Source organism: Moritella marina ATCC 15381 (assembly GCF_008931805.1).
GTDB lineage: Bacteria > Pseudomonadota > Gammaproteobacteria > Enterobacterales > Moritellaceae > Moritella > Moritella marina.
Genome location: NZ_CP044399.1, coordinates 3,750,219 through 3,763,733, shown reverse-complemented (window position 1 = coordinate 3,763,733; position 13,515 = coordinate 3,750,219). Strand labels below are relative to the sequence as shown.

Annotated in this window: 14 protein-coding genes; 11 read left to right on the top strand and 3 right to left on the bottom strand. The window is 39.6% G+C overall.

What is annotated here, in order from left to right; all coding sequences use genetic code 11:
• The first annotated feature begins 190 nt into the window (after window positions 1-190).
• The 10 genes from FR932_RS16890 (at window position 191) to fghA (ending at window position 10,266) form a co-directional block, all read left to right on the top strand.
• On the top strand, window positions 191-478 hold the full coding sequence (locus tag FR932_RS16890) for an STAS domain-containing protein (RefSeq protein WP_019441178.1): 288 nt from the start codon (window positions 191-193) through the stop codon (window positions 476-478).
• A 9-nt stretch (window positions 479-487) separates the two neighbouring features.
• Window positions 488-850: a response regulator gene (locus FR932_RS16885; protein WP_019441177.1), complete on the top strand. Its 363-nt coding sequence runs from the start codon at window positions 488-490 to the stop codon at window positions 848-850.
• 2 nt (window positions 851-852) lie between these two features.
• On the top strand, window positions 853-2,913 hold the full coding sequence (locus FR932_RS16880; protein ID WP_019441176.1) for a chemotaxis protein CheA: 2,061 nt from the start codon (window positions 853-855) through the stop codon (window positions 2,911-2,913).
• Window positions 2,914-2,930: 17 nt separating this feature from the next.
• Window positions 2,931-3,461, top strand: a complete 531-nt coding sequence (locus FR932_RS16875) for a chemotaxis protein CheW (protein ID WP_019441175.1) — start codon at window positions 2,931-2,933, stop codon at window positions 3,459-3,461.
• Entirely contained in the window at window positions 3,454-4,302 is an 849-nt protein-coding gene (locus FR932_RS16870; RefSeq protein WP_019441174.1) for a CheR family methyltransferase, read from the top strand. The genes FR932_RS16875 and FR932_RS16870 overlap by 8 nt, the downstream gene beginning before the upstream one ends.
• 38 nt (window positions 4,303-4,340) lie before the next feature.
• Complete coding sequence (locus tag FR932_RS16865) at window positions 4,341-5,405, top strand: protein-glutamate methylesterase/protein-glutamine glutaminase (RefSeq protein WP_019441173.1); 1,065 nt, start codon at window positions 4,341-4,343, stop codon at window positions 5,403-5,405.
• Window positions 5,392-6,591 carry a methyl-accepting chemotaxis protein gene (locus FR932_RS16860; protein WP_019441172.1) on the top strand — a complete coding sequence of 400 codons (1,200 nt, stop codon included), beginning with the start codon at window positions 5,392-5,394 and terminating at the stop codon, window positions 6,589-6,591. Before FR932_RS16865 ends, FR932_RS16860 begins: the two co-directional genes overlap by 14 nt.
• An 86-nt stretch (window positions 6,592-6,677) precedes the next feature.
• On the top strand, window positions 6,678-8,009 hold the full coding sequence (gene dinF / locus FR932_RS16855) for an MATE family efflux transporter DinF (protein ID WP_019441171.1): 1,332 nt from the start codon (window positions 6,678-6,680) through the stop codon (window positions 8,007-8,009).
• A 211-nt stretch (window positions 8,010-8,220) separates the two neighbouring features.
• Entirely contained in the window at window positions 8,221-9,351 is a 1,131-nt protein-coding gene (locus FR932_RS16850; protein WP_019441170.1) for an S-(hydroxymethyl)glutathione dehydrogenase/class III alcohol dehydrogenase, read from the top strand.
• A gap of 69 nt (window positions 9,352-9,420) precedes the next feature.
• Window positions 9,421-10,266: an S-formylglutathione hydrolase gene (gene fghA / locus FR932_RS16845; protein WP_019441169.1), complete on the top strand. Its 846-nt coding sequence runs from the start codon at window positions 9,421-9,423 to the stop codon at window positions 10,264-10,266.
• An 84-nt stretch (window positions 10,267-10,350) separates the two neighbouring features.
• On the opposite strand, the gene trmL is transcribed toward fghA, so the two are convergent.
• Window positions 10,351-10,815 (bottom strand): tRNA (uridine(34)/cytosine(34)/5-carboxymethylaminomethyluridine(34)-2'-O)-methyltransferase TrmL, encoded by a 465-nt coding sequence (trmL, locus tag FR932_RS16840; RefSeq protein WP_017222454.1) that lies wholly within the window; start codon window positions 10,813-10,815, stop codon window positions 10,351-10,353.
• Between the two features lie 79 nt (window positions 10,816-10,894).
• On the opposite strand from trmL, the gene FR932_RS16835 reads away from it, so the two are divergent.
• Window positions 10,895-11,143 (top strand): hypothetical protein, encoded by a 249-nt coding sequence (locus FR932_RS16835; protein ID WP_019441168.1) that lies wholly within the window; start codon window positions 10,895-10,897, stop codon window positions 11,141-11,143.
• Window positions 11,144-11,179: 36 nt separating this feature from the next.
• Here FR932_RS16835 and FR932_RS16830 read toward each other — a convergent pair whose 3' ends face one another.
• Complete coding sequence (locus tag FR932_RS16830) at window positions 11,180-12,472, bottom strand: HAMP domain-containing histidine kinase (RefSeq protein WP_019441167.1); 1,293 nt, start codon at window positions 12,470-12,472, stop codon at window positions 11,180-11,182.
• Between the two features lie 107 nt (window positions 12,473-12,579).
• Entirely contained in the window at window positions 12,580-13,269 is a 690-nt protein-coding gene (locus FR932_RS16825; RefSeq protein ID WP_019441166.1) for a response regulator, read from the bottom strand.
• Between the last annotated feature and the right edge of the window lie 246 nt (window positions 13,270-13,515).

The following is a 13,515-nucleotide window of genomic DNA, read 5'->3' as shown; positions in this document are numbered from 1 at the left end:
GACTATCTATCTTTTTATTTCGTATTGTCCGTTGCTTATTTTTGTTATCTCATCTTCTAAAACGACTTTAAATGTAGTCTTCACATCACAGTTCTCTCTATCGTCCGCTTATTTATAAAATCTTTTCCTATACTCAATGCGAGTTATAAAATTATTTTTTGATACGTTTGTATAAATACAGGATTAATTTATGGAACAAGCTTCTATCACCATGGAACTCGGTGAAAAAATTGATATCTCTGCGATCTCGACACTTAAAGCAACGCTTGATTCTTTGCCTATTAATACCGAACCTCAACTTTTTGATGCACGTTACGTTACTCATATAGACAGTGCATCTTGCCAACTTTTTTATGCCTATGCTCAACACCTAGCGCGACATAATACGACACTGATGTTTCTATCCCCGTCGGATAAATTTATGACGGTGGTAACAGCATTAGGGTTTGAAACTGATTTTAATTACGCATCAATGTGAGACGCTCTAATGAAACGAATATTAGCTATAGATGATTCGATATCCATTCGTGAAATGGTCTTATTCACGTTAAAGCAGGCTGGTTATCAGGTCGACTCGGCCGTCGATGGGCTTGATGGCTTAGCCAAAGCTAAGACTGGTCATTTCGATCTTATTATTTCAGATATTAATATGCCACGCATGGATGGTATTAGCTTAATTCGTCAATTACGTAACGAAAGTGCTTATAAGTTTACGCCGATTCTGATGTTGACCACGGAATCTGGTGCAGATAAAAAAATGGCTGGTAAATCTGCTGGTGCAACTGGCTGGATCGTAAAACCTTTTAACCCTGAAAAACTCCTTGCTACCGTACAAAAAGTATTGAGGTGAGTATGGATATCGATCTTAAGCAGTTTCAACAAGTGTTTATTGAAGAATGCCTAGAAGGCTTAGAGGTAATGGAATCCGAGTTACTCAAGCTCACACCTGGTAACTTTGATAGTGAAGTTATCAATACCATTTTTCGGGTCGCGCATTCGATTAAGGGGGGCGCTGGTACATTTGGTTTTAATCAATTAACCGAATTCACGCACGTCGCTGAAACGCTACTTGATGATTTACGTTCAGAAAAAATTAAACTTAATGATGAACATATTAATCTTTTGCTACAAACAAAGGATTGCTTAATCGTTTGGATCCAATTATTAGCTGAAAATTCGCAATCAACCCCTGATATGGCCGACAGCCTCAAGCTGCAATATAACCAGTTTTTACAACTTGATCCGAAATTAGAAACTGTCGCTATTGAGGGGGACGTTTTGATTAAGGGCAATCCATCAGCGATTAATCAATATGATGATACTTGGCTAATTCACTTTGTTCCCGGTCAAGATATTTTAAAACAAGGTAATGAACCGCGATTAATTTTTGCGGAGTTAGCTGAGATGGGAGCGCTTAAAGTCACACCTCAATTTAAAAATATACCGGCATGGAAAAATGTAGCCCCTGAGGACATCTATGTAAGTTGGGAACTTGAGTTAGTCAGCTCGGTGAGTGAAGCGCAAATAAAAGAAGCATTTGAATGGGTTGAAGATGATTCTACGATAACGATCAATCGCTTTACTGCGTCAGATGAATCAGCAGACAATAAAATAGTCATGGTGAGTGAGCAGTTAAGCGAATCACCAGCCTCGACAGCAGTTGTGAAAAGTATTGCAGTACCTAAATCGGCAGAAACCAATTCAATTCGAGTATCAATCGATAAAGTGGATGCGTTAATCAATATGGTTGGTGAACTGGTTATTACACAGGCCATGTTAGGTGAGCTTGGGCAAAATTTTTCAGCTGAAAAATTACCAGCATTAAAAAAAGGTCTTGATCAGCTATCACAGCATACTCGAGAAATGCAAAGCAGCGTGATGAAAATTAGAATGTTACCGATTCAATTCGCTTTTAATCGTATTCCAAGAATGGTCAGAGATTTAAGTGAACAACTGGGTAAAAATGTATTGCTGAGAATACATGGAGAGGAAACTGAACTGGATAAAATCATGTTGGAGAAGCTTTCAGATCCACTTGTGCATCTGGTACGCAATGCTTTAGACCATGGTATTGAAACGATTGCAGAGCGAAAGTTAGCGGGTAAAAGTGAGGTCGCTTACCTTGATATCAGCGCTTTTCATCAAGGCGGTGAGATTATTGTTGAGATCCGTGATGATGGCCGCGGGCTAAATCGTCCTAAGATACACGCAAAAGCTATCGAGAAAGGTATCGTGAATAAGGATTTAACCTACACCGATCATCAGATCGATGAACTTATTTTTGCACCTGGTTTTTCAACCGTCGAAGCAGTGAGTGACGTCTCTGGCCGTGGTGTTGGTATGGACGTTGTTAAGCGTAATATTGAATCACTCGGTGGCGGTATTAAGATTGAGTCGACAACGGGTGTCGGCAGCTGTTTTTCAATTCGCTTACCTTTAACGCTTTCTATTATGGATGGTCAGTTGGTCAAAATTGGCAGCAAAACTTATATTTTACCTATTATGTCAATTATTGAGTCTTTACAGTTAAAAATAGGCATGGTCACCAAGTTGGCCGATGATACCGAGGTATTTAAACTACGTGATGAGTTCATTCCTATTATTCGCCTTTATCAAGTACTGAATCATGATTCGGGACTTGAGCATATTACCGATGGCTTATTAGTGGTTGTTGAAAGTGGCAATAATAAATATGGATTATTAGTGGATGATCTCGCGGCGCAACAGCAGGTGGTGATAAAAAATCTAGAAGATAATTTTATGAAGGTCAGTTGTGTCTCTGGTGCCACTATTCTAGGTAATGGCACGGTTGCGTTAATTTTGGATATTGCTGATATCGTCAAGCGTGTGACAGATGAACGCTATCTACAGCAATCTCTACATCGAGGTCAGCGTACGCATGTTGCCGCTTAACATAGGAAGGAATATATATGGATAATAATACGCAGACCGAAATAGATGAACAATCCACTCAGTTTTTGACATTTATAATGGCAGAAGAAGAATATGGTGTGGAAATATTAGATGTACAAGAGATCCGTGGTTGGGAATCATGTACAGAAATACCCAATATGCCTGCGTATGTTAAAGGGGTGATTAATCTACGTGGAACGATTGTCCCGATCGTTGATTTACGACAGAAATTTGGCCTAGAAAATATTGAATACAGTGCGATAACCGTGGTTATTGTCGTGAAAGTATTCGTTGATGGTAAATCTAAAGTGATGGGACTTGTTGTTGATGCTGTGTCTGATGTCCATAGCATTGCACACTGTGATATTAACTTGCCACCACAGTTAGGCACGGATAATGACCCTAGTGTCATTCGTGGTTTGGTATCAATTAAAGATAAAATGGTGGTGTTATTAAGCTCTAGTTTATTGTTAGATTTAGAACAATTTAAAAATATTGAAAGCCTGAGTGTACATAATACACAGTCACCTATGGTTGCTAATGGCTAGTCTCTCTACACCACTATTAGGTGGCGCCATTCACGAACGCGGAGTTGTTAAGCTGATTATGCAGGATGAGGAATTTAACTATCTCTCGCAATTGGCCTTTCGAGAATCAGGTATTGTCATTAATGAATCCAAACGCGATATGCTTTATGGCCGAGTAATGAAAAGAATTCGTTCTCTTAAATTAAATGGATTTACTGCTTATTGTCAGCTATTACAGGATAGTTACACTGGTGAGTTGAGTGCATTTATCAATGCTATCACCACGAATTTAACCGCCTTTTTTCGTGAAGAGTATCACTTTAATTTTTTACAAAAGGTGGCTTTAGCTCATTTTAAACATCATAACCAAGACAAACGATTACGCCTCTGGTCTGCAGGGTGTTCGACGGGGCAAGAGCCTTATTCAATTGCAATGAGTGTTCAGGGGCAACTTCCTGACTGGGACGTTAAAATATTAGCGACTGATTTAGATAGTGACGTTTTATGGTGTGCGCATCAGGGGCATTATGATGATTTGACGGGGATTCCACAGCATTATCGCACGCAATATTGCGCTAACGAGTGTCATCAGCATGGCTATCTTATAGGCGATGACATTAAGCAGGTTATTGCTTTTAAACAGCTTAATTTATTATCCCGTTGGCCGATGAAAGGTCAGTTTGATGTGATTTTTTGTCGTAATGTTTTAATTTATTTTGATAATGAAACTAAGCAAAAATTGATACAGCGATTTTACGCACAGTTAAAACCTGGTGGTTATCTTTTTCTTGGCCACTCTGAAAGCCTGCAAAGTTTGAATACGAAATTTAGGTTAGTCGGTCAAACTATTTATCAACGTTAAATCTGCCACCATGTTGATGGTGCTATAGGGACTCGTTTATGCAGAAAAAAAAAGTGCTGGTTGTCGATGATTCTGCATTAATGCGCAAAATATTAACAACACTACTCAGCTTAGATCCAAGTATTGATGTTGTCGGTAGTGCGATTGACCCTTTTGATGCGCGTGCAAAAATAAAACAATTACAGCCTGATGTATTAACGCTTGATGTTGAAATGCCGGGGATGAATGGTTTGGCTTTTTTAGATAATTTAATGCGATTACGTCCTATGCCCGTTGTCATGGTATCAACACTGACATCGCAAGGTGCGCCAGTGACATTAAAAGCATTGGAGTTAGGTGCGTTTGATTTTATTGCTAAACCGACAGATAAGAGTATTCAATCATTGGGACTTTTTGGCGATGAACTTTGTTACAAGGTTAAATTAGCCTGCAGTGCTAATCTGCGACTTATGCGAGAGCCGTTAACGACATTACTTACCAGTCGAGATGTGCAAGAAGATAGATTAATTGCTATCGGAGCATCAACGGGGGGGACCGAAGCCTTAAGGGAGTTATTAACTCCGCTAGTCCCGCCTTTTCCGCCTATTGTTGTTACCCAACACATACCTAAACATTTTAGTGGGGCATTCGCAAAGCGCCTCAACGAACATTGCCGTTTAACTGTAATAGAAGTAACGAGCGAAGAGGTTATAAAACAGGACCATGTATACATAGCCCCAGGTGACAGCCATTTAAAAGTGCAGCGTTCAGGACGTGGTTACACTTGCCAATTATTTGATGGTCCGGCGGTTAATCGCCACAAACCATCTGTTGATGTGTTATTTGATTCGGTTGCTAAAGTCTATGGTGATAAAGCGATAGGAGTGATGTTGACTGGCATGGGCAAAGATGGTGCTGAAGGACTATTAGCGATGCGTGATGCGGGTGCTTTAACAATTGCTCAAGATGAGGCTTCATCCGTTGTCTGGGGTATGCCGGGGGCAGCCGTTAGGCTGGGGGCTGCGATGGATATCGTCAGTTTATCAAACATTGCGCCGACGTTGGCGACATTGGTAGAGAGAAACATAGCGAACGTGAAAAGGACGGCTCATGACTCGATTTAATTTATATCAAGGCGTTACATTATTGCCACTATTAGTGATGTTGGTGTTACAGCAATGGCTTACTGCCGCAGCGATTGTAGTGACACTAATATTGGTATTAATCACGGTGCTTTATGCAACGAATAAGCCGTTAAAGCAGCCAGTCGAAAGTCGCACTGATAATCGTACGTCGCAGGATACTAAAGCTATGTTGGTGAATATGTTACAGCAAGAGCTTCCGCCGCATATTGATGAATTAAAACGCGACCTAGCTAAAACTCAGCATATTAACAGCGAGTCATTTACCACATTAAATAGTACTTTTTATCAATTGTTACGTATGTCTGCAGAACAATCGACGTCTCTACATAAAGTATTACTTAGCATCTCTAAAGATAAAGCGTTAGCGTTGACAGGGGAAGCGTGTAGTGATCCTGATGCAATTGATTTAAAAATATTTATTAAATCAACGCATCAATTTTTAAATAATTGCTCTGATCTGATGATGGAAATTACGACGCAAAGTAATGATGCTGTGAATAAGATCGCAGTCATGGAACGTCAGATGCTCAATATCAATGAGTTGGTTGATAACGCCAAAAAAATAGCCAGTCAAACTAATCTACTTTCATTAAATGCTGCTATTGAAGCGGCGCGCGCTGGAAAAATGGGACGAGGGTTTGCTGTGGTAGCGCAAGAAGTGCGATTATTATCGGATACCTCAAATAAATTTAATGATGAGATAAGAGGACAAGTAACACAAGCGATGGCAACATTTGATGAAGCAAAACATATGGTTGAATCATTAGCTAAAGATAATGCGGAAAAATCATCACAAACCCAGGCGCGATTACATCAAGAGTTAGTTAAATTTTCGCAGTTAGAGCAAAACTTAGAAATGAATCTGGATAACCTCATGAATTTATCGGTTGATACCAAAGCCTGTGTTAATGATTCGGTTCGAAGTCTACAAGTTGAGGATATTATCAGCCAGTTGTCTGAACATAACGTGCTACAAGCAGAGAATGTGAAGCAAGTATTACTCGCGTGCAGTGAATTGCTGTCGGTAGAGGAACTCGTTGAACAAGATACTTTTATGGATAAGTTGAAAACGGCTGCAGAGCAGTTAAAGCAGCAATCACTGCAAGGACAAAATAAGACTATTAGCACGGGCACTATGGACGAAGGCGAAATTGAATTGTTTTGATTTATCCTAGCTAATACTTTGTTTCATAATTGAAGTTAGATAGACTCAGGCATCTTTTTATCCCCTCCATAAAGTTGAACTCGTCTATGTGGTTATCTATTCCCGCCTCAGTACATCGTAATATCATTGCGTTGGCGCTGCCAATGATCTTATCAAATATAAGTATCCCACTTTTAGGCTTAGTGGATAGCATTGTTATCGGTCATCTTGATCAAGCTTGGTATTTAGGTGGTGTTGCGCTGGGCTCTGCTGTCGTGATGTTCATTGTTTTTATGTGTAATTTCTTACGGATGTCGACAACAGGCTTAACGGCACAAGCATTTGGTAAGCAAGATAGTGGGATTATATTCATGACGCTCGCGCATGCTTTGTTAATCGCTTTGGCTTTATCTTTACTATTGTTATTCGGTAAAAACTATATCGTTGAGCTGGCCTTGATGCTGACGGACGCGAGTGACAATGTGCAGCAAAATGCACAAGTCTACCTATCTATACGCATGTGGGGTATACCAGCTGCGTTATTTAATTTTGCGATATTAGGTTGGTTGATTGGCCTGCAAAATATGAAAGCGCCGATGCTATTACTGATTATCGCCAATGTATTTAATATTGTCTTGGATATTCTGTTCGTTGTGTATTTCGAGTGGGGTGTTGAGGGCGCCGCTGCCGCTTCTGTTATTGCCGAGTATGCGGCGTTACTATTTGGCTTATTGTTAGTATTAAAGCAATTGAATAAATTATCATTACCTAGCAGAACGGAGATTATTCAGTGCCTATTTGAGAGCAGTAAGTTACTGGGTCTATTATCATTAAACCGCGATATATTTATTCGTTCGCTGTGCTTACAGCTTACATTTGCATTTATGACTTTTAAAGGCGCGAGCCTAGGAGATGAGTATATTGCCGCAAATGCAGTATTACTTAATTTCTTGATGTTTATTTCTTTTGCTCTTGATGGCGTAGCTTATGCGGTTGAGGCCATGGTTGGTAAAGCTATTGGTGCAAAAGATAGGCTTGGCTATCGCCAATCTATTTTTGCTTCGTTGATCTGGGCGGGTGTTTTTTCCTTAGTGTTTTCAGCTGTGTTTTTTATGTTCGGCGAGGAAATGGTGCGGATGATCACAGATATTGATACCGTTAACACTATTGCTGTTGAGTATTTACCATGGTTAATGCTATTACCATTTACTGCTGTGTGGTGTTTTGTATTTGATGGGGTATTTATTGGTGCAACACGTGCCAAAGATATGCGTAACAGTATGTTGTTCTGTGTTATTTGTATCTTTCTACCTACGTATATTATTAGTAGCGGCTTAGGTAATCATGCTTTATGGCTAGCGATGAATACTTTCATGCTGGCTCGTGGTCTATCTTTAGCTTGGTTGTTATGGCCTTCTTTGCAAGGCACGTCGGCGTAATCATATCCATCAACTATACTCTGAGATTTGACGATTACTGATAATCTCTTCTTTTACACCTTATTGTTACACCTGAGTAAAAGTAATTTGTATTTTAAGGGTATTATCATTGTAGTGTAATTGAATATAATAAGCGCCATACAGTATGACTAGTCGGAATGCAGAGATTAGCATTACCGATGATATTAATTTTATCCCAATGGAGATGAACATGACTGACAAATTTATTAAATCTAAAGCAGCTATTGCTTGGGGACCAAATCAACCACTATCAATTGAAGAAGTGGATGTAATGTTACCAAGAAAAGGTGAAGTGTTGGTTAAGGTTATCGCTTCTGGCGTATGTCATACCGATGCATTCACATTATCGGGTGATGATCCAGAAGGTATCTTCCCTGTTATTCTTGGTCACGAGGGTGGCGGTATCGTTGAACAAATCGGCGAAGGCGTTACAAGTGTTCAAGTGGGCGACCATGTTATTCCTTTATACACACCAGAATGTGGTGAGTGTAAATTCTGTAAGTCAGGCAAAACAAACCTTTGCCAACAGATCCGTGAAACTCAAGGCCAAGGCCTAATGCCAGACGGCACTACACGTTTCTATAAAGACGGTCAGCCAATCTTCCATTATATGGGTTGCTCAACGTTCTCTGAATACACTGTATTACCAGAAATCTCGTTAGCAAAAGTAAATAAAGAAGCACCGCTTGAAGAAGTTTGTCTATTAGGTTGTGGCGTTACAACTGGTATGGGCGCTGTAATGAATACAGCTAAAGTTGAAGAAGGCGCTACTGTTGCTATCTTCGGTTTAGGTGGTATTGGTCTTTCTGCTGTAATCGGCGCGACAATGGCTAAAGCTGGTCGTATCATTGCAATCGACATTAATGAAAGCAAATTTGAACTAGCGAAAAAACTAGGCGCAACAGATTTCATTAACCCGAAAGACTACGATAAACCAATCCAAGACGTTATCGTTGAACTGACTGACGGTGGTGTAGATTACTCATTCGAATGTATTGGTAACGTTAACTTAATGCGTTCAGCATTAGAATGTTGTCATAAAGGTTGGGGTGAATCAGTTGTAATTGGTGTTGCCGGTGCAGGTCAAGAGATCTCTACGCGTCCATTCCAACTTGTAACTGGGCGCGTATGGCGTGGCAGTGCATTCGGTGGTGTTAAAGGCCGTACAGAGTTACCTGATTACGTTGAACGTTACTTAAAAGGTGAATTCGCATTAAGTGATTTCATTACTCACACTATGGGCCTTGAAGATATTAATGAAGCATTTGATCTGATGCACCGTGGTGAAAGTATCCGTACTGTTATCCATTTCGATAAGTAATTAAAATATATTTCGTTACTTTATCTTTAATAAAAAATAAAGTAACGGAATGACTAGTAAAGGTTTGTCATGTCTATAGAAGTTGTTAGTAGTAATAAAATGTTTGGCGGTTGGCAGCATCAATATAATCATGCGTCGAGTGTACTAAACTGCTCGATGCGCTTTGCTGTGTATTTACCACCGCAAGCATCGAATATGCGTAAAGTACCTGTGATGTATTGGTTGTCTGGCCTGACATGTACTGATGAGAACTTTATACAAAAAGCCGGTGCTCAGCGTATTGCTGCTGAATTGGGTATTGCTATCGTGGCACCTGATACTAGTCCGCGTGGCGAAGGTGTGCCTGATGATGCTAACCAAGCGTATGACTTCGGTCTAGGTGCTGGATTCTATGTGAATGCAACGCAAGCGCCATGGAACACGCATTATCAAATGTACGATTATGTGGTTAATGAATTACCTGCGTTAATCGAAGCAAACTTCCCTGTCACACAAGAGCGTGTAATCAGTGGTCACTCTATGGGTGGTCATGGTGCATTAGTGATGGCATTACGTAATCCTGAACGTTACAGTTCAGTCACGGCATTTAGCCCGATTAGTAATCCTATTAACTGCCCTTGGGGACAGAAAGCGTTGCAGAATTACTTAGGTAAAGATAAAGCAACGTGGCAAGAATACGATGCGAGCCTATTAATGGCTAAAGCAGAAACATTCGTACCAGCAATGGTAGAGCAAGGTAAAGATGACTCATTCTTGGATGAACAGCTTAAGCCTAATATGTTAACTGCTGCAGCAGCTAAGAAAGGTTATCCTCTCACGCTCGAAATGCATGATGGTTATGATCACAGTTATTTCTTTATTGCCACATTCATTGAAAAACATATGCGTTTTCATGCGGCTAATTTAGCTAAATAATTAGTGTAAGTAATACCAATAAAAAGGGTGATAGAACTATGTTCTATCACCCTTTTTTTGTGCTTAAATCTTACTTTAATTAGCTTACTTTGAACCAGAAAAGTCCAATTGACGCCAGCTTTCATAAATAAATACTGATACGGCATTTGATAGGTTCATGCTACGGCTTTCTGGTAGCATCGGAATTCTGAGTTTTTGATCTTGTGGCAATGTATCTAATACTTCAGGCGGTAGGCCACGTGTCTCAGGGCCAAATAATAATACATCGCCGGCTTGATATTCAGCTTGATGATGGTATTTAGTCCCTTTAGTTGTACAAGCAAAAATGCGTGCATCGCCAACACAGTCTAAAAAGGCTTGGTAATTAGCATGACGCTTAACATCGGCAAATTCATGATAATCTAGTCCCGCACGTTTTACCCTTTTATCATCCCACTCAAAACCAAGCGGTTCAATTAAATGTAATTTGAAACCAGAGTTGGCACAAAGGCGAATAATATTACCTGTATTTGGTGGGATCTCAGGTTCAAATAGTGCTACTTGTAACATAATTAAGTCTCAGTTCAGGGTTATATAACATTGCTTCTTTGGGTAGAATAGCAAAATTAACAACCTAATGGTAAAAGTGATGAAAAAGCGTAGTACTTTGATCGTAGCAGCTTTAATTATATTAAGTGCGCTACCGTTTAGCTTAAATATTTTGATTAATATGTTTTTTGAAGATCTCGATACTGAAATGTATGAACAGAAAAAAGCGCGCGTAGAGCAACGTCGCCAAATAGAAAAGATGTTCCCAGCGCTAGATACGAAAGATCCATTACGCCCACAGGTTAAAATTGAAGAGGTAACGGAAGACATAGCAGAAGAGAAGCAATAAACTTCCCCCTGCCTTATTCCGTTATGAATATAGCGATTAACTGATTGGTATAGTAATAGATATTTGTAAACCATGCGTTTCTCTATTACTTGCCGCTATCTCACCGTGATGCTGCCTAATGGCATTTTCGGTAATAGCTAATCCAAGTCCTGCACCTCCAGATTCACGATCACGCGCTTGTGATACGCGATAGAAAGGTTTGAATATTTGTTCAACCTCATCATCTGGAACGCCTGGTCCATCATCTGTGATGACAAAGGTGATTTGATCTATGTCGCTAATAATCGCTAAGTTAACCTGATTTGAAGCATAACGTAGTGCATTACGAATCACATTTTCGATAGCGCTACCGAGTAGAGCGGGAAAGCCTTTAATGTCGACATCAGGGATCTCTTGATAAGTAAACGTTTTGCCAAGTTGTTCCGCTTCAAACACTGCATCATCACAAATGGGTTGTAATAAGGAATCAAGATTAAAAGGTTCTTTAGTCGTGGCATTTAATTGCATTTTGGATAAATTGAGTAGTGCTGCAATCATTTCTTCTAAGCGTTCTGATTCATTATCAATACGCATGATTTCTTTCGTCTCACCATAACGACGCTTAGATAATGCTACCGACATCTTCAATCGAGTTAATGGTGATCTTAGTTCATGGGATATATCACTGAGTAAACGATGCTGAAGTGAGATATGTTCACGAATTGAGAGCATCATGGTGCGTAAACTTCTTGCCAACTCACCTATTTCATCTTGTCTTTGCGTTGCAGGTACAACGGCATCTAAATTACCGTCGGTAATATCTGATGCGGTTTTTTTTAATTTTTGTAGTGGCTTGGAAATATGCCACGCGAGTGATGCACATAATGGCATGCTGACCAGCATCGTAATAAAGAGTAATAGAAAGGGTCTATCTAATACATTAATTAACCAGATGTTATGCTCGGCAGGTAATTGCTGTGCAGCATATAATTGGAATTGCTCTCCACGTAAAACAACAGAAATTGGCCCTGTCATTAGCCAGTTCTTATATTGTTTTACTTTTGGTGATAATGACTCTTCACTTTGCAAAATAAAACGACGGATCGCTTTTGAAGTTTTTGTGCTAGAAATGATGTCACCATTAGTCGCAACCAAATAAAAATGTTTGGTTTGCGCTTCTTTAGGTGTTATTAGCACTTGTAGAGGCACGCTTGGGTAGCGTTCCGCAGACGTCGCAATATTATGCGCAATGCTGTTTAAGATGCTTACTGAGCGTGGATCGAGTTGTTTCATTACTCGGCTATCGAGCGTCGGCAGGGCAATGACGACCGCAACCACGAGTAGTAGCATGCACCAAAACCAGACGAAAATTTTAACGAATAAATGATTTAATTTGCTACTAAGCACGGGTGTATAACCTTATTTAAAGAGAAATAAAAGCATCGGGGAGACAGATATCAAGTGTCTAACCACATATAACCGCGGCCACGTAATGTGCGAATACGCATCTTCTCATCTGTTCTTTCTGGTAACTTTTTACGCAGATTACTTAAATGCATATCAATACTACGATCGAATGGTGTCAGTTTTTTACCTAATACTTGCTCGCTTAAATCGGCTTTGGTTAAGATAACGCCTGGAGAAGAGATAAGCGTTTCTAGTAGCATCAATTCTGTGCTGGTTAAATCAAGTAAAGTACTTTGGCACCAGGCTTCCTGTGTTCGGCTATTTATTTCTATATCTAAATGGGTTAATAATTCGGTGTTTTTCGTTGTTGTAATAGCAGGTTCTATTCGACGTAGTACTGCTTTAATACGCGCGAGTAATTCTCGATCACTGAATGGTTTTGGCAAATAATCATCAGCCCCCATTTCTAAACCAAGCACACGGTCGATCTCATCTCCTTTTGCTGTCAACATTAATACAGGTGTACTGTTGTCAACACGGAGTTTTTTTAATACTTCAAAGCCGTTTAGCTTTGGCATCATGACATCTAAAAGTACCATATCATATTGTGTACTTCTGATTGCAGCTAAGCCTGCTTCACCATCGTGTACCATATCAACATCGAAATCTTCGAGGTTAAGAAACTCAGCGAGCAATTCTGCTAGTTCTTTATCGTCATCAATTAATAATAATTTCGTCATATTAGGCACTCTGTTAATTGTTCTTATAGTATTAGGATACTGGGTTAAGCAGTAAATAATTCGAAGATTTACCTTGTTTTACATTTTTTATTTAGCGAACACAATAATGTTGGTGTGTAGTTAGTTTAACTAAGGCGTTGTAATAAACAATGTTATCTGTAATTAAAGTGTTGGAGATTGTGACGAACTACCTGATTACGCTAGCAAGGATTAATTACAGCGTATTTATTATTCTTATTTTAGATT